Annotated in this window: 15 protein-coding genes; 6 read left to right on the top strand and 9 right to left on the bottom strand. The window is 38.8% G+C overall.

Annotation, left to right across the window (positions count from 1 at the left end):
- Window positions 1–2: 2 nt before the first annotated feature.
- Window positions 3–806: a MetQ/NlpA family ABC transporter substrate-binding protein gene (locus DS885_RS11965; protein WP_113819661.1), complete on the bottom strand. Its 804-nt coding sequence runs from the start codon at window positions 804–806 to the stop codon at window positions 3–5.
- A 527-nt stretch (window positions 807–1333) separates the two neighbouring features.
- Window positions 1334–1927, bottom strand: a complete 594-nt coding sequence (msrA, locus tag DS885_RS11960; protein WP_113819660.1) for a peptide-methionine (S)-S-oxide reductase MsrA — start codon at window positions 1925–1927, stop codon at window positions 1334–1336.
- Window positions 1928–2242: 315 nt separating this feature from the next.
- Here msrA and DS885_RS11955 point away from each other — a divergent pair, with 315 nt between their 5' ends.
- The 3 genes from DS885_RS11955 (at window position 2243) to DS885_RS11945 (ending at window position 6199) form a co-directional block, all read left to right on the top strand.
- On the top strand, window positions 2243–4129 hold the full coding sequence (locus tag DS885_RS11955; protein WP_113819659.1) for a putative bifunctional diguanylate cyclase/phosphodiesterase: 1887 nt from the start codon (window positions 2243–2245) through the stop codon (window positions 4127–4129).
- An 80-nt stretch (window positions 4130–4209) separates the two neighbouring features.
- The gene (locus DS885_RS11950) at window positions 4210–5121 is read left to right on the top strand and encodes a sensor domain-containing diguanylate cyclase (protein ID WP_113819658.1); all 912 of its coding nucleotides are present in this window, start codon (window positions 4210–4212) and stop codon (window positions 5119–5121) included.
- Between the two features lie 166 nt (window positions 5122–5287).
- Window positions 5288–6199, top strand: a complete 912-nt coding sequence (locus DS885_RS11945) for a sensor domain-containing diguanylate cyclase (RefSeq protein ID WP_113819657.1) — start codon at window positions 5288–5290, stop codon at window positions 6197–6199.
- A 97-nt stretch (window positions 6200–6296) separates the two neighbouring features.
- On the opposite strand, the gene DS885_RS11940 is transcribed toward DS885_RS11945, so the two are convergent.
- On the bottom strand, window positions 6297–7187 hold the full coding sequence (locus DS885_RS11940) for a LysR family transcriptional regulator (RefSeq protein WP_113819656.1): 891 nt from the start codon (window positions 7185–7187) through the stop codon (window positions 6297–6299).
- 134 nt (window positions 7188–7321) lie between these two features.
- On the opposite strand from DS885_RS11940, the gene DS885_RS11935 reads away from it, so the two are divergent.
- A complete protein-coding gene (locus DS885_RS11935; protein WP_113819655.1) occupies window positions 7322–8578 on the top strand; it encodes an adenylosuccinate synthase in 1257 nt (418 codons plus the stop codon).
- A 105-nt stretch (window positions 8579–8683) separates the two neighbouring features.
- Here the strand turns inward: DS885_RS11935 and glmS are convergent, their stop codons facing one another.
- Window positions 8684–10516: a glutamine--fructose-6-phosphate transaminase (isomerizing) gene (gene glmS / locus DS885_RS11930; RefSeq protein WP_113819654.1), complete on the bottom strand. Its 1833-nt coding sequence runs from the start codon at window positions 10514–10516 to the stop codon at window positions 8684–8686.
- Window positions 10517–10793: 277 nt separating this feature from the next.
- Between glmS and DS885_RS11925 the strand changes: the two genes are divergently transcribed.
- Together DS885_RS11925 and rmuC are read left to right on the top strand one after the other, a co-directional pair.
- Window positions 10794–11045, top strand: coding sequence for a hypothetical protein (locus DS885_RS11925; protein ID WP_113819653.1), 252 nt, complete (start codon window positions 10794–10796; stop codon window positions 11043–11045).
- A 1-nt stretch (window position 11046) separates the two neighbouring features.
- Complete coding sequence (gene rmuC / locus DS885_RS11920) at window positions 11047–12426, top strand: DNA recombination protein RmuC (protein ID WP_113819652.1); 1380 nt, start codon at window positions 11047–11049, stop codon at window positions 12424–12426.
- Here the strand turns inward: rmuC and DS885_RS11915 are convergent.
- Genes DS885_RS11915 through fmt form a run of 5 tightly spaced genes read right to left on the bottom strand, consistent with a single transcriptional unit; the run spans window position 12415 to window position 18485 of the window.
- Window positions 12415–13302 (bottom strand): LysR family transcriptional regulator, encoded by an 888-nt coding sequence (locus tag DS885_RS11915; RefSeq protein WP_113819651.1) that lies wholly within the window; start codon window positions 13300–13302, stop codon window positions 12415–12417. The two genes, rmuC and DS885_RS11915, sit on opposite strands and share 12 nt — an antisense overlap.
- 48 nt (window positions 13303–13350) lie before the next feature.
- Entirely contained in the window at window positions 13351–14796 is a 1446-nt protein-coding gene (locus tag DS885_RS11910; protein ID WP_113819650.1) for a TrkH family potassium uptake protein, read from the bottom strand.
- 10 nt (window positions 14797–14806) lie between these two features.
- Window positions 14807–16183, bottom strand: coding sequence for a Trk system potassium transporter TrkA (trkA, locus tag DS885_RS11905; RefSeq protein WP_113819649.1), 1377 nt, complete (start codon window positions 16181–16183; stop codon window positions 14807–14809).
- 44 nt (window positions 16184–16227) lie between these two features.
- Window positions 16228–17526: a 16S rRNA (cytosine(967)-C(5))-methyltransferase RsmB gene (gene rsmB, locus DS885_RS11900; RefSeq protein ID WP_113819648.1), complete on the bottom strand. Its 1299-nt coding sequence runs from the start codon at window positions 17524–17526 to the stop codon at window positions 16228–16230.
- A 5-nt stretch (window positions 17527–17531) separates the two neighbouring features.
- Entirely contained in the window at window positions 17532–18485 is a 954-nt protein-coding gene (fmt, locus tag DS885_RS11895) for a methionyl-tRNA formyltransferase (protein WP_113819647.1), read from the bottom strand.
- Window positions 18486–18507: the final 22 nt, after the last annotated feature.

Raw genomic sequence — 18507 nt, 5'->3', positions numbered from 1 at the left:
ATTTAAAAAGCAGCTTCGATAGTTCCTTTGTAAGTTTTTTCTAAGAATTGACGTGTTGCTTCAGACTGGAATATTTCAACGAATTTTTTGTAAGTTGCATTATCTTTATCTTCTACACGCGCAGCAATGTTCATTACCGCAAACTCAGCATCTTTCGCTTCTAAATAAATACCTTGTTCTTTTGGACTTAACCCAGCAGACATCACATAGTTCATAGTAATCACAGATGCATCAACATCATCTAATGTACGTGGTAATTGTGCTGCTTCTACTTCAACAAACTCAAAGTTTTTAGGATTTTCAACAACATCGTATACCGTCGTTTTTGAATCTGCATCAGGCTTTAAGGTAATTAAACCTGCATCAGCTAATAACAATAACGCACGACCGCCGTTGGTTGGATCATTAGGTATAGAGATACGTGCATTTTCAGGTAAATCAGTAACTGATTTATATTTATTAGAATAAATACCCATACGCATTAAAATTGAATGACCGATCGATACTATTTTCTGATCGCTATTTTTATTAAAGTTATTCAAAAATGGTAAATGCTGGTAACTGTTTAGATCTAAACTACCATCCGCTAATGCAGCATTAGGTGTAATATAATCAGAGAAAATCACTACTTCAACTTGTAAGCCTTGTTTTGCAGCTTCTTCTGCAACAGCTTCAACCACTTCCGCATGAGGCCCCACTGTTGCCCCTACTTTGATCACTTCACTCTTTTCTGTTTCTCCACAAGCCGCTAACCCAAAAATGATTGGTAAAATATAAAGCAACTTGGCAAATTTTTTGTTGAACATGTTTCACTCCCTTAAAATCAAATAGCCGTATAGACATCTAAATAAGATAATACAGAGAAGCATTAAATCTACAAGTGTAATTTTAAGAATAATTTGCTCATTACTAATGACATAAATGCATAACTAAAGCAGTGATAAACAACGAATAGATAAAAGATAAAGACAGTGACTAGAATAAAAAACAGGATTTGAATCAGAAAGGAGCATTGGCAGACAACTAGATTATAGTTATCTGCCTTATAAACATTAGCAAGCAGCTAAAACTAGCCACTTGCTTTATAAACATCAGCAAGCAGCTAAAACTAGTCACTTGCTTTATAAACATTAGCAAGTATCCAAATAGTTACTTGCTCTATAAACATTAGCAAGCCGCTAAAACTAGCCACTTGCTCTATAAACACTAGCAAGTATCCAAATAGTTACTTGCTCTATAAACATTAGCAAGCCGCTAAAAGTAGTGACTTGCTATTTAATCGTTAGCAGGTATCTAACGTTAGGCACCTGCTATATATAACTATTTCATGTTACTAGCTGTGAGTTGCTCTTTCGCCCCAAATCTCTTTTAAACGCTGGTCTCGACCACAATTCCAACGATACGCCTTGTAACGTATTGGGTTGTTCTTATAAAAGTCTTGGTGGTAACTTTCATTGCCTTTAATTGGGTAAAAGGTACTTGCATCAAGAATGGGTGTAACCACCTGTTGATCTGCAAATTCATTCACAACAACTTGTTTAGATTGCTCTGCTAAGTCACGCTCTTGCTGATTAGCAACAAAAATAGCACTTAAATAGCTATGCCCTTTATCGCAAAACTGTCCACGAGCATCAAAGGGATCGATATTCACCCAGTAATGATCCAAAATTTCTTGATAACTCACTTGCTCTGGGTCGTAAGTTATCTCTACCGCTTCATAATGACCGCGATGATTACCATTATAAGTTGGGTTTTCCACTGTTCCGCCTGTAAAACCAGACACCACATCCGTTACACCAGGTAACTTTTCAAAGTCTGATTCCATACACCAAAAACAACCACCTGCTAACACTGCTTTGTCTGCGTTTGCTAAGGAAGCATAACCAAGTATTGATGTTGACAGTATTAAACCAATTATCTTTTTCATAAAAATCCCACTTTAATAATCATCACTCCTCTTAAAAGACCTTGTTGGTCTATAATTAATTTCAAAAACGCTAAAATTAATTTAATCATTGGTTTTTAAAAATGCCAGTATTTGCGATTTAGTAAGAAAATATATTAATTATCAAAAAGATAATAATAAATAATACGTTAAAGTCTTGAATGAAAAAACCAACTGTTTATACTCAAAATAAGTACTTTTTGATAAATATAAAGTATTAGTTCATAAAACTAACAGGCTTAAGTTAGGAAACACTATTTTTAATACGTAATAAAACGGATAAAGAAGCTACTAATAATGACAATAAATAAACAACTCACTGTTTTAATGCTTCTTATCACCCTATTTTCTATTATAGTAGCCTTTAGTACATTAAAGATGTCTGGGTCTGCACGCTTTCATCAACTCAATAGTTTACATTTTCATTATGTCCTTGAACTTAATGAGCTTATTAGTAAAAGCAATACTCCAATTCCAGACACAACCCAGTTAAAAGCAATTATTCAGAATATCAAAGCACAACCAGAAGGTTGTATTGCTATGCCAAGTCAACTTGATCAAATGATCATGAGATTGACTGATACACAAAGCATCATGACTATTTGCCAAAATGATATTGATCTTGCAGAAGACCTATTAAAAAATATCGTTCTCTATGAAGAGGGGTTAGTCAGTCAAACTCACCTTAACCAGCTATTAACTGATTGTTATACAAAATTTCGATTAAACTCAGTAGAGTTTATGAAGCCGGTAGATAAATTAACCAACTTCATTGTAAATACTTCACAAACTGCTGTTATTACTTTATCTATAGCATTTTTTCTAATCGCCTTGGCAATTGCTAAAGCAATTTTAAAAGTCGTCAAACGAATGCAAAAAACCAGCAACGAGTTAATGATTAGTGAAGAGCGTAACCGTTTACTAGCCAACAGAGATACGCTAACCAAACTACCTAACCGTAACGCTTTAGACTTAAGAATAAATCAATACATAGCTACAGCGGGGCAAAAAAGATTAGCTGTATTTTTCATCGACCTTGATCGATTCAAAGACATCAATGATACCCGAGGCCACGCCGAAGGAGATAAATTATTAATTACCGTAAGTGATCGTTTATCGAAAGCAATACAGATTGAAGATTCTGTATTTAGATTTGGTGGTGATGAATTTGTCGCACTTAGTCATTTCACCAATACAGGTGATATAAAACGCGTTGCAGAGTCACTAATTAATGTAATTTCAAAGCCTTTATTTATCGGAAAAACAGAACTGTTCATCACAGGTAGTATTGGTATTTCAATTTACCCTACAAACGCTAATAACGCTGAGAATTTAATAAAATACGCCGATACCGCCATGTATGAAGCCAAAAAAGAGGGAAAAAACCAATACCTATTTTACAAAAATAGATTCAGTAAAGAACATACTCGTCGTTTATCTTACGAATCTAAACTTAGATCTGCGCTTAACAAGAACCAACTCCAGGTCATGCACCAACCAGTGGTCGATCTCAATGACTTTGCGACTAAAGGCACTGAAGCATTATTACGTTGGCAATTAGATCAAGAGACGCTTGTCTCTCCAGAAGTATTTATTCCCATTGCAGAGTATTCAGGACAGATGGTGGAAATTGGCGATTGGGTTTTAAGAATAGCTTGTAAACAAAATAAACAATGGCGAGACAGTGGAGCTAAAGATCTCAAAATAGCTGTGAATGTTTCTCCTTATCAACTATATAACCCTCATTTTGCTAACTCTGTTCAAGATGTAATCAGTGAGTTTGAAATCCCACGTCACTGTCTGGAATTAGAAATAACAGAAAGCATGATCATCACTGAAAATGAACACTTCCTAAAAACGTTAAACGAACTCTCAGAGATGGGAGTAAGGCTATTGATGGATGATTTTGGTACGGGTTATTCCTGCTTGAGCAACCTTCGTCACTTACCATTTGATGTATTAAAAATCGATAAAAGCTTTATTACTGATTATGACACCATCGCCTCAACTATTATTGCAATGGGCAAACAATTAGATATGAAAATAGTCGCAGAAGGGATTGAAACAAAGAAAACATTGGATATTCTACGTGCTCAAAAATGCGATTTTGCACAAGGTTACTTATTTCAAGGCCCTTCACCTGCTAAAGATATTGATATATTTAAACAATATAACAATAGTTAAGTAATCGAAGCTAATACACAAAAAGTAATGTCTTTGAATATGTGTTTTTAAGGATAGAAAATACAAATAGCGAGTACCACATGAAAGATGTTAAAGGGTTTTTGAGCGCAATACTTGATTCTATAACCGACCATATCACCGTCATTGATAGCTCTGGCATTATCCAATATGTCAATAAAAGCTGGACAGAGTTTGCATCTCAAAATGGCTGTTTAATTAAAGAAAAGTGGCAAGGTATTAATTATATTGAAGCCTGCGATCAAGCCAGTGAAGTTGATAGTGATTATGGGAAACAAGTCTCGCAAGGCATTAGAAGTGTTATTAACCAAACGATTGAAAACTTCTATTTCGAATATCCATGCCATAGCCCAAAGCAAAAGCGATGGTTTATGATGCGCGTCACCCCTCTTAAATATGATCAACAAAATTACTTTGTCATCACTCACCAAAACATCACGGAACGCAAACTCGCAGAACAAAAAGTAAGAGACCTAGCAAGAATGGATGGCCTAACAAATATTGCTAATCGACGTTACTTTGATGAATTCTTAAATGCGGAGTGGCGGCGCTGTTTGCGTTTAGAACTCCCCATAAGCTTAGCGATTATCGACCTCGATCATTTTAAATTACTGAATGATACCTATGGTCATCAACATGGTGACCAATGCTTAATAAAAATAGGAAAGCTACTCAAACAATTTGTTAACCGCTCAAGTGATATTTGCGCTCGTTATGGCGGAGAGGAGTTTGCTATTGTTTTAGGCAATACCTCAACCACTGAAGCGCAAGCATTACTGGCTAGCCTATTAGATGAGATAGCTCATCTCGACATAGCGAATCCAAACTCTTCGGTACAACCTTATTTAACCGCCAGCATTGGTTTAGCGACCTTACATCCAAGCTTCGGTCTCCATGAAAATACATTGGTTCACCAAGCAGATAATATGCTTTATAAAGCGAAAGAAAAAGGGAGAAATCGTATAGAGAGCTAGCGATATTTACATTCTTGTAACATACCGCTTGAAAAAACTTAGCACATGGTCAACAATTAACACTTAAGTTATATTTTTTTGATTTTCTGGTGAATGTAGTCGCATTGTGTTCAAGACAACTATTTTACATTTCATCTAAATGACTACTAAGTTTAGGGCTCCTTAAATGCATCACGTTACTGATTTTATTCTATTTAAAGAAGTCATGGAGATTTTGCCTACCCCCGTTTTAATAAAAGATACCCAACACAGATACATTTTCATCAACAAAGCCTTTGAAGCATTATTTCAAGTTAATCGGGCAGATATCTTAGGGAAGCAAGATAAAGAAGTATTTTCAGACCGACAAGTAGCACAATGTAATGGCGGCGATTTACGTGTACTAGCCACTGGTGAAATAGATGAAGCTTACGAATCAATATTTGATAGTAATGCAGAACAACGAGAAGTTATTACGCGAAAAAGCCGCCTTACCCTTGCTAATGGAGAAGTTTACTTAGTAGGAACCATCTATGACATTACGGATGTTACCGTGATGAATCAACAACTGATGATCAATCAAGAAAAGTTAAAAAATCAATCTAAGCAATTAGAAGTAATGGCCAATACAGACCCACTTACTGGTTGCAATAACCGACGCGCATTAGATAACCAATTGCCAGAATTGTTTGAGGGCAAGGCATTTCGAGGTGGATTACTGGCCATTGATATCGATAAATTTAAGCTGATCAATGATAATTATGGGCATCACATTGGGGATATGAGCTTGCAAAAAGTAGTAGCAGTGATTGCTGATTGCTTATCAAGTGAGCATCTGTTCATTCGTATGGGGGGAGAAGAGTTTTTAGTGGCGTGCGCAGGCATAGAGTTCCAACAATTAATTAGCTTAGCAGAGAAAATTCGCCGAAGTATTGAAAAAAATGAACACCAATTTGCAGGGCATACAATCAAGATCACCGTTAGTATTGGCGTAACTCATACCGATAGAATCACTAGCTGGAATTTAGATAAATTAATCAACGCAGCGGATAAAGCCTTATACAAAGCCAAATCGTTAGGTAGAAATCGCGTGTATTGAATCATTCGTATTTTACTCCCTATCCTATAATGACTCCGTCATGTTTTTATTAGCATAAGCTAGATAAAAATAATGAAGCCTTACCCATAACAGTAAATTATAGCGGGTGCTTATTAATAGCGATCTTCTCACCCACTAAACGTAAAAGATGCTTAACAGCCTTGGATAAAATTTGGTTTTTACGTACGACGTACCCCAAACTGGTACAAGGAAAATCCACCAAAGTGACCACTTCCGCTTTTAAGTAAGGTCTGCTGTCTAATGAAAAATCAGGCACTATTGCTGTACCAAAGCCTGCTTCAGCCCAATCTAATTGCGCATCAACACTGCCAACTTCCATTACTCGGTAACGGGGAATGTTTAAAGAAGGTAAAGCTAGGTCGATCAAATCGCGAGTACGTGTATCGTGCCCAAGTAGAATAAAAGTCGGTAGATCAGCACTATCCTTTTGTACCACTTCACCTTGTACAAATTGCAGTTGATGTCCAACAGCACACCAGTGCACCGCTTTTAATTCACTAAAATGTAACGGTAAACTCTCTTTCTGAGCAATCACAAAACCTAGCTCGGCCTCTGCACTTTTAACTAACGCAGAAGATTGTGAAGAGGTGGTATTAAACAGCGCAAGGTCAATATTAGGATAAGCTTGTTTGAATAATTGGAAAGGTTCGATCAGCAATGCTCTGGAAATAATATCACTGGCCGCGATAGTTAACGTACCTTGGCGAAGATCATTCAAGGCATTAATATCTGCTTGGCACACGGTTAATTCTTGTAAGGTTTTCTGGCTACTTTCTAATAAGCGTTGTCCTGCTTGCGTTAACCTAAAGGGACTTCGCTCGATTAACTTAGTTCGAGTCACCTTCTCTAGCTGCTTTAAATGCAAACTAACATTAGGTTGAGTCATATGTAATGCGCTAGCTGATTTACCAAAATGTTGTAACTCCGCTAAGGTCACAAAGGTTTTTAACCAATTAATATCAAACATACTATATCGTCCACCCTATCCAACTAATGCACCACAACCTATATGGAATACTTATTAATCTAATAACAATTATTAATTTATCATATTAATAATGATTATGTAGCATAGCCTTTTCATCATTCAAGGGGTAAAGCATGACATCAATAGTGGTTGTAGGCGCAAACTGGGGCGACGAAGGTAAAGGTCGTATCGTTGACTTTTTAGCAGAAGACGCAAGCGCAAGTATTCGTTTTCAAGGCGGTAATAACGCAGGTCATACTGTAGTCAATGACTTCGGTACCTTTAAATTACACCAGTTACCAAGTGGCATCTTTAACCCAAATTGTTTAGCGGTACTTGGCCCTGGCATGGTGATCAGCCCTGCTGCATTAACCGAAGAGATCAACGAAGTTAAACAAGCAAATATTGATGTAAAACTGTCTATCTCAGACCGTGCAACCCTATGTCTACCTTTACACGCATTAGAAGATACTTTAGAAGAACAACGCCTTGGCGATGCTGCTTACGGCTCAACAAGACAAGGTATCGCACCAGCTTACGGCGACCGCGTAATGAAAAAAGGGATTCTCGTTGGCTGGTTAAAACAACCTGAAGTATTACAACAACGCATTCAATTCCTACTAGATTGGAAATTACCTCAATTAAAAGCGCTTTACCCTGACTGCGAATTTAACCAAACAGCAGAAGAGATGACAAACTGGTTATTAGAAGTCACCGCACCTTGGCGTCAATTTATTTGTAACGTAACAGAACCACTAAAAGCGTTACAAAAAGAGAAAGCGAATCTAGTATTTGAAGCACAACTAGGTGCAGGCAGAGACTTAGTCTACGGCGAATACCCATGGACAACATCATCGAATGTAACCGCTGCTTATGCAGGTATCGGCAGTGGTTTACCAGCGCTATACCCTGAGCGTGTTGTTGCAGTAGCCAAATCATTTAGCTCATCAGTAGGTACCGGCACACTAGTAACAGCAATGGAGCATCAAGATAACTTCCGTGAAAGTGCCAATGAATATGGTGCAGTAACAGGTCGCCCTCGTGATATGGGTTTTTTTGATGCGGTTGCTACCCGTAATGGCGTTGAGTTACAAGCAGCAACAGAAATTGCATTAACAAAAATCGACTGTTTATCAGGCATGACGGATTTAAAAATCTGTGTCGCTTATGAAGGACAACATCCAGAAAACCCAATTTGGCCACAAACAGCATCATTAACCCCCGTTTATGAACAAATGCAAAGCTGGAATGAAGATATCAGCGGTTGTCGTACCTTTGATAGCCTACCAATCGCAGCACAAAACTACGTAACACGCATTGAAGAACTGATGGGTGTGCCAGTGAGTATGGTATCCGTTGGCCCTGAACGCGAGCAGATGATTATTCGATAAGCGCGGATTATCGTTCCCATTTCTACTTGAAACAACTTAAAAACAAAAAAACCGACTTTCGTCGGTTTTTTTAATGCATCTTAATAAAGGTTTACCCTTTAAGTATTATTCAACCGTAACAGCCTTAGCCAAGTTGCGTGGTTGGTCTACGTCAGTACCTTTGATTAGGGCAATGTGGTATGACAATAATTGCATTGGCACGGTATGGAAAATCGGTGCAATAATTGGGTCTACATGCGGTAATGAGATGATTTTCATTCCATCGCAAGGTTCAAAACCTGAATTCTCATCAGCAAATACATACAGTAAACCACCACGCGCTCGCACTTCTTCTACGTTTGATTTTAGTTTCTCTAATAAGTCGTTATTCGGTGCTACCACAACAACTGGCATATCCGCATCTACTAACGCTAACGGGCCATGTTTTAATTCACCTGCTGCATAGGCTTCTGCGTGGATGTAAGAGATCTCTTTTACTTTAAGCGCGGCCTCCATTGCAATTGGGTAGTATTCACCGCGACCTAGGAAGAGTGTGTGATGTTTATCAGCAAAATCTGCTGCTAGTGCTTCAATTTTTTTATCAAACTCTAGGGCTTTTTCTATTTGTGCTGGTAATGAGTGAAGTGATTTAACAATTTCAGCTTCTTTCTCTGGTTTGATTGTGCCCTGCTCTTTACCGATCGCAGTAACTAGAATCAACATTGCAGCAAGTTGTGTAGTAAAGGCTTTGGTTGATGCTACGCCAATCTCTGTGCCAGCACGGGTCATGAATGCAAGGTCAGACTCACGTACCAATGAAGAACCTGATACGTTACAAATAGACATTGCTGACATGTAACCTTTTTCTTTCGCTAAACGTAAAGCTGCTAACGTATCAGCGGTTTCACCTGATTGAGAAAGGGTTAATAATAAGCTGTTTGGACGTACTACAAAGTCGCGGTAACGGAACTCAGAAGCGATTTCAACATCACAACTGACACCAGCTAATGACTCAAACCAGTAACGAGCCGCCATACCTGAATTGTATGAAGTACCACAGGCGATGATTTGCACATGTTGTACTTTCGCTAGGATTTCTTTTGCGCCATTGCCAATGCTTTCAACAACAATACTATCGTCATTAATACGGCCTTCTAAAGCACTGATTAGTGCGCTTGGCTGTTCAAAAATCTCTTTTTGCATGAAATGACGGTATTTACCTTTGCTACCCGCATCTTGTTCAACATTTGATTCAACCATTTCACGTTCAATGGCATTACCTGTTTTATCAAAAATAGCCACTTCTCGACGTGTAATTTCAGCGACATCACCTTCTTCAAGGTAAGTGAAACGACGTGTTACGTTTAATAACGCTAACTGATCAGAGGCTAGGAAGTTTTCACCAATGCCGTGACCAATAACTAATGGGCTACCTGAACGAGCAACGACTAAACGAGATGGGTCATGGCTATCAAGCGCAACCATGCCGTAAGCACCTTCAAGCTGTAATACGGTTTTTTGCACAGCTTCACGTAATGATGCAGAACTTCTTAATTCCCATTCAACTAAGTGTGCAATGACCTCTGTATCGGTTTGTGAATTGAAGATGTAACCACGTTCTTGCAATAGTGCACGTAATGGTTCGTGATTTTCAATAATACCGTTATGTACGATAGAGATGTTGGCAGAAACATGTGGGTGTGCATTCGCTTCTGATGGTTCACCGTGTGTAGCCCAACGAGTATGTGCAATACCAGTACCACCCATTGTATGCATTTCATCAACGGCATCGGCTAGCTCTTTCACTTTACCTAAACGACGTACACGAGTTAATTTGCCTTCGCTATCAACAACAGCAACGCCGGCAGAATCGTAACCACGATATTCTAATTTTTTTAGACCTTCGATTAGGATTTCAGATACTTCTCTTTGCGCAATTGCACCAACGATACCGCACATACATTTCCCCAGATAGTTAGTTAGAAATTAATTTAAACATACTTTAGAGCATTTATTATAAAAGATCATCATAAAAACTGCTAAAACATGCAACACTAAAGATTAACGGCAGCATTTTATGCGCAAAAACACTTAAAACCTGCAAATAGCAGTAAAATTGTTAATTACATCATCTACTTTGGACTTTTACCAATATCGCTATTTTTCAGCCTAGCTATTCCCTTCTCTAAGTTTACTGTTTAAAGTTACAGGTCAGTTGTTCTTAGTTGGAAATATCATGCTCAATCATCCACTCACCAAAGCCTTATCTTTAGTTTGGAAGTTATTAACGGTATTGATCTTGCCTATTATTATGGTTATTTATGTTGAAGTGGTAGACAGCTACTTCGGTCCCTTTGTTTTTTCTGATTTAGACCAAGGTAAGAATTTACATAAGTGGGGCATTATTGGTATTTATCTCACTTTTTTACTGTGTTGGAATAGGCTTAATCCTCACGTAATTAGTGCATTGAAAAAAATGGAATATTAGTATGTCTGTGGAGCTATTTTCCGACAATATCTTTACTCTATTAGCAATTGTAAGCATTTTCTTTATTGTACTACTGGTACTAGTATTTAACAGATTATCGAATGTTAAAAGCCAGCTGGCAGAACAACACCTCACCTTAAAGCTCACCGAACAGCATTTAGCGCAGCAAGAGCAGCAAAACCAAATATTGGAAGATAAAGCGCGCGATTTATCATTACACAATGAAAGCTTACAAATGCAGGCGAATAAGCTAACAACCCGTGTCAGAGAGTCAGATATTCGTTTACAAGCTGGTGAGCAACGTCTGCGCGATCAACAAGCAACAGAAGCCAAATTAAGTCAGCAGTTTGAAGTATTATCACAACGTATTTTTAATGATAAATCATCGCAATTTAAGCAATTAAATGAACAATCAATTAAACAACTACTTGATCCATTAAGCACTCAGTTAGAAGGCTTTAAAAAACAAGTTAGCGATTGTTATATTAACGAGAGTAAAGAGCGCTACAACTTAAAGCGAGAAATTGATCAGCTTGCTAATTTAAATAGCTTAATGCACCAAGAAACACAAAATCTCACCAATGCTTTAAAAGGTGATAACAAACAGCAAGGCAATTGGGGTGAAGTGGTTTTACAGCGCATTTTAGAGAGCTCAGGGTTACGCGAAGGGCATGAATACCAAACTCAGGTCAATTTAAAAGACAATAAAGGGCAACGCTTTTTACCCGATGTGATTGTTAACTTACCACAAAACCGCAATATCATTATCGATTCAAAAGTGTCATTAGTAGCTTATGAACGTTACTTTAATAGCCAAGATGTCGGTGAGCAGAAACAAGCGATAGATGCGCACTGCCTATCGATAAGACAACATATTAAAGGCTTAGGTAAAAAAGATTATCAAGACTTAATTGGCGCAAATACTTTGGATTACGTATTGCTGTTTGTGGCCGTTGAACCTGCTTTTATTGTGGCTTTAGAGCACGACCCTAGCTTAGTACAATTAGCACTGGATAATAACATTCTATTGGCTAGTCCAAGTAACTTGATGATTGCCCTACGCACTATCGAAAATCTATGGCGCTTTGAGCGGCAAGAGAAGAATGGTCAATTGATCGCACAACAAGCCAGTAAACTATACGACAAATTACGCCTATTCAGCGATAACTTTTTAGAAGTTGGTTCACAGCTTGATAAAGCCCAGAAAACTTACCAAAGTGCGTTAAAACAGCTTAGTGATGGACGTGGGAATGTGATTCAACAAGCAGAGCAATTAAAAGGGCTTGGTGTTCCTATTAAGCGCCCTATTGCAGATAAGTTAACAGCAGAAAATAATCAGATAAGTGACCACGCTAATAACAACAATAACTCACTCACTTAATAGGGTTTTGATCGTATCTTCAAACCATTGATAACGCGCAGGTATCTGACGATAACGTTTCTGCGTTAAATACAATGAATCTTGAATAACATGCTCTAATGGTAAGACCTGTAATAAGGCTGGTTGTTGAAATTGCTCCACGGTACTTTTTGCCAACACCGTATAACCAACCCCTTTCGCTACCGGTAACAGAATCTGTTGTAGCTGATTAACATAGCCTTTAATTGTTAAGCTATTTGGCCCTTTATAGTCCGCTTTAAAGTTGACTGACAATACCTTTTCAGCAAAATGTAATCCGTCTGGATGATTGATAAAGCCAATTTCATTCAAATCCTCAAAGCGGCATACGCCATCAAATTTTATACTGGCTGGCAATACAAGCTGTAACTCTTCAACTCCTACTAAGGTTTGCTTAAGTTGTTCATGAGAACTTTCAATAGTGACGATACCTAGGTCAACTTTGTTACTCAGTAAATCAGCAATAATATTCTTATTCGGGGCAGCTTCAACGAATACACTTAACTCTGGATGAACCGTCTGTTGTTGTACAAAGTGAGGGTATAACAGGTTCGCTAATGCACCTGAGCAAGCAATTGAACATATTCCCTTAGTCATTTCATCATGGTTAATTTGTTCATTTAACTGTGTTTCTAAATCACGCATGGTTAATGCAGTTTGATAGAGTTTTTCACCCGCTAAAGTTAATTCAAATTGCTTACCATAACGCTCTAATAACAAGGTATTAAAGTGCTTTTCTAGCTTTTTTATATGCTGCGTCACCCCAGGTTGCGTCATAAATAAACGCTCTGCGGTTTGGGTGAAGTGTCCAGTTTCTGCTAATGTTATAAATGTATTTAAATGTTTTTGATTGATCATGATTTACCTTTGCAGCGAGCGCTTAACTTCGAAGTATTAAGTAGTGACTTAACGACGCCAAAAGTGTCGAGTCAACATTACTGCCACCGTTAATATCTCTAAACGTCCCATTAACATGCCAATTGATAATACCCATTTTGATGCATTAGGGAAGTCAGCAAAATTACCTGATGGACCAATGGAAGGGACTAAACCAGGTCCAACATTCGATACGGCGGTAATTGAAGCCGTTAATGAAATCATTGCTTCAGATCCAAATGCAGTCAGCAATAATGTAGACACAGCAATAGTCGCCATATAAGCGAGAATAAACGCCACTAAAGAACGCAATATCTCATCACTGACTTTACGATTATTATATTTTTGAGGGAATAACGCATGTGGATGCATAAGTAACATCAGCTGGCGTTGCAACAAACTAAAGGCTATTTGGAATCGAAAAATTTTAATACCACCGGATGTTGAACCTGAACAGGCACCAGTAAATAATAAGCCAGCAAAAACAATAACACTAAAATCACCCCAAGTTAAGAAGTCGTCTAGACCAAAACCAGTGGTAGTGATAACCGATACAACATTAAACATGCTGAGACGTAAGGCATCTAACCACATGAACTGGCCAGAATTTACTAAATAGATAGTTAAACTCAAAGTACATACTAAAATGAGCTTCAGGAATCCTTGAATTTGCGCATCTTGCCAAAGTGGTGTTAGTGATTTTTCATGCAACCCTCTAATCATTAACAAGAAAGGGAGTCCGCCTAAAAACATAAAGATAATGGCATTCCAATGTGCAAAGACAGTAAAGTGCCCCATCGAGCTATCGGAGGTTGAATATCCCCCTGTAGAGATAGTGGTCATTGCATGGTTGATCGCTTCAAAATTATCCATCCCAGAAAAGCGATAACCAATATAACAAGCAATACTGAGTGTGATATAAACTAACAGAATATCTAAAGCCACCTGTCGGGTTTTTGCCGCTGATTTATCGGACCAGTCAGAGGATTCTGTTTGGAATAATCGCATCCCCCCCACATTTAAAAAAGGTAAAATAGCCACACCCATTACAATAAAGCCAACACCGCCTAGCCATTGTAATATTGAACGCCAAAGCAGAATACTATGATGCATGGAATCTAAACCATGTAACACCGTACTTCCAGTTGTGGTAATGCCAGACATAGTTTCAAAAAAAGCATCGCTATAACTAATATGCTGTATAAATACAAAAGGTAACGCGGCAAATAAACTGGCTAGAATCCATACCCCAGTGGTTAATAGAAACATCTCCCTAACGCCTAAATGGGAACGTTGTTTCTCTCCGCCAAAGTATAAGAAAGCAATAGAAGCAAGGTGAGTGATCACTATCGATAATAAAAACTCCATTCCACCAAAAGTGCCGGTATAGAAAGCCAATATCATAGGGAAGTACATAAACACTGCCATTTTCGACAGCACTAGCCCAGTAATAAAGAACAGTGGACGGTAATTCATCTGTTATTGCTTACAGGAAGAATGGACTTGGTTGGAATAGTTTTTCGATATCGTTGATGTACTTCTTATTCACTAAGAACAAGATAACGTGGTCATCAGTTTCTATCACGGTATCATCGTGCGCAATTAACACTTGCTCTTCACGTACTATCGCGCCAACACTGGTTCCTTTTGGTAGTTTTAATTGTGAAATCTCTTTACCCACTACTTTAGAGGTCATGTTATCGCCACGGGCAACAATCTCAATGGCTTCTGCTAACCCTTCACGTAATGAATAAACGTGTTTTAGATCGGCTTTACGTACATGGGTTAACAATGCAGATAAGGTCGCTTGTTGCGGAGAGATAGCAATATCGAGAATGTTACCTTGGATCAAATCAACATAAGCAGTACGTTGAATCAGAACCATGGCTTTACGCGCACCTAAACGCTTGGCTAACATCGCAGACATGATATTCGCTTCATCATCATTGGTGACGGTGATAAATAGGTCGGTTTGATCAATATGCTCTTCTAGCAGTAAGTCTTGATCTGATGAGTCACCACAGAACACTATGGTGTTAGATAGCGTCTCAGAAAGATGTTCAGCACGACGGTAATTTTTCTCAATCAATTTAACTGAGTTTTCTTTTTCTAAACGCTTAGCAAGGCTTTCACCAATATAGCCACCACCAACAATCATGATGCGTTTATAAGGGTGCTCTAACTTCTGCATCTCGCCCATGATCGCACGGATATTTGGGCTAGCCGTGATAAAAAACACCTCATCATCGGCTTCAATAATTGTTGTGCCCTGTGGACGAATTGCTTTACCACGTCTAAATATTGCAGCCACACGCGCTTCGATATTAGGCATATGCTCTTTTAACGCGGAAATAGCGTTACCCACCAGCGAACCACCGTAATAAGCACGAATGGCAACTAGCCCCACTTTACCATTGGCAAAGTTGGCTACTTGCAGCGCACCCGGGTATTCAATTAGCTGAGTAATGTAATCACTTACTAACTTCTCAGGAGCAATAATATGGTCAATAGGGAAGGCATCTTTATGAAATAACTCTTGTTCATGCATCACCACGGTTTGTGAACGAATACGCGCTATTTTTTTAGGCACATTAAACAGGGTAAAGGCAATTTGGCAGGCAACCATGTTAATTTCATCGCTGTTGGTCACCGCGATTAACATGTCTGCATCTACGGCACCTGCATTACCCAAGGTAGTTGGGCATGAGGCACTACCTTGTATTACACGTAAGTCAAAACGATCTTGTAACTCTTGTAAGGCTTCATGGTTTTCATCAACCACAGTGATATCGTTATTTTCGCCAACTAAGTTTTCAGCTAAAGAAGCGCCCACTTGTCCTGCACCTAAAATAATAATTTTCATTTCGTCTCACTAGTTATCGATTGACTCTTATTGTTGTTATCGTTTTATAACGCTTTTTGCAATTTTGCGTAATAGAAACCATCCATTTTTTGCTCATTCGGCAAGATTTGACGCTGGCAAACACTGTCACTGACTTTACTGTCTAGTGGAATTAATGATGCATCGCTAGTTGCTGCTAAAAATCGCTCAATCTGCAGATCATTTTCATCGGGTAAAATAGAGCATGTTGCATATAACAGCACCCCACCCGGTTTTAGTTTTTGCCATAAAGCCTGCAGGATATCTTGCTGTAATGCCACTAGCTCATTGATATCACTATCACGGCGTAACCAACGAATATCTGGGTGACGACGAATCACACCCGTGGCACTACAAGGAGCGTCACATAAGATACGATCGAATTGCTCACCTGACCACCACTGTTCAGGTTTAGAGGCATCACCATGGATCACAGTCGCTTGCAGATTCAATCGTTCCAAGTTTTCCTGTACACGTAATAAACGCTTTTCATCAAAATCCACCGCCACCATCTGTTTAAGCTCTGGCTGTAACTCTAAAGTATGAACCGTTTTACCGCCTGGTGCTGAACATGCATCTAAGATAAGTTCATTGGGTTGTGCTTGTAAATAATGGGCTGCTAACTGTGCTGCACCATCTTGTACAGATACCCAACCTTGTTCAAAACCAGGTAATTGGTAAACATCACAAGCATTTTCTAAACATAGCGCATTATCATTATTATCAATACCTTCCGCTTGCTTATCTTGCTCTGTTAACAGCGCAAGATATTGCTCACGATCATGAAAGCGTGCATTAACACGTAACCACATTGGTGCTTGTTGGTTATTCTCAGTCATGATTTGCGCAGCTTTCTGCTCACCGTAAGCTGCTTGTAAACGCTTCACTAACCAACTTGGGTGACAATATAATAAAGCAGGTTGTTGATCTGCCTGTTCGATCAAGCTTTCTTGTTCACGTAAAAAGCTTCTTAATACGCCGTTAATCATGCCTTTTAAAGCTGGTTTCTTTAGGGCTTTGGCACCATTTACCGTTTCGCCAACGGCGGCATGGCTTGGGATACGGGTATATAAGAGTTGATACATGCCAACTAGAATTAGAAAGTGTAAATCACGCTGTTTGCCCGTTAATGGTTTTTTCATTAACGAACGACAGAAGAAATCTAAACGAGGCAAAGTACGTAATACTCCGTAACAGAGCATTTGTACTAGCGCTTTATCTTTAGGAGTGAGTTCCTGCTGTATGGCTGGCAATGCTTGTGATAACGACTGCCCCTTCTCTACCACTTGATTTAATACTTTAGCGGCAATCGCACGTACATTCATTGTTGTTAACCTTGTTCGAGTAAGTTGCTTGATGTAGTAAATAGGTCATGACGAGAGTTTAAAACATCCGCGACCGGCATCGCTTTTTTACCTGCCAATTGGATGATTTCTAAATTTAACACACCTTTACCAGTGGCTACCTGGATACCTTGTTTATCTACTTTCAACACGGCACCTGGTGTTGCTGTTGTCTCTGTATCCACTATTTTGGCTTGATGTACTTTGATCACTTGTCCTACCCATTGAAAATGGCTAATAGGCCAAGGATTGAAAGCACGAATACAACGGTCGATGAATTCTGCATCATCCTTCCAGTCGATTTGCGCTTCTGCTTTGCTTAATTTTTTAGCGTAGGTCGCTGCGCTTTCATCTTGCTTTTCTGCAACTAGCTCACCTGCCTGTAACTGTTGAATAGTATCAATCAGCACTGATGGTGCTTGCTCTGCTACTTTAGCGTATAAAGACGCGCTAGTTTCATCGGCATCAATTGGGCAGCTGACTTTTTTTAGCATATCACCGGTGTCTAAACCTTCATCCATTTGCATGATGGTTACGCCCGTTTCTTTATCACCAGCCCAAATAGCACGTTGGAAAGGTGCAGCACCTCGCCATCTTGGTAATAATGAACCATGCACGTTCAAACAACCTAAACGCGGTGTGGTTAACACGCTTTTTGGCAAAATGAGGCCATAGGCAACCACAATCATTAAATCAGCATCTAATGAAGCTAATTGCTCAACACTTTCAGCTTGTTTAAAGTTTTCTGGTTGATAAACCGCAATATCATTGGCTAATGCCACCTCTTTTACTGCACTGGCAGTCAGTTTTTTACCTCGTCCAGCAGGACGATCAGGCTGACTGTAAACACCTACCACGTTAAATTCAGTATCAATTAATGCCTGTAAATGATTAGCAGCAAAATCTGGAGTGCCTGCAAAAATGATTTTTAGTTTTTCCACAAAATAACCTTAAACTGATGAA

Source organism: Psychromonas sp. B3M02, from assembly GCF_003318165.1.
Taxonomy (GTDB): domain Bacteria; phylum Pseudomonadota; class Gammaproteobacteria; order Enterobacterales; family Psychromonadaceae; genus Psychromonas.
This window is presented reverse-complemented; position numbering and strand designations above follow the sequence as displayed.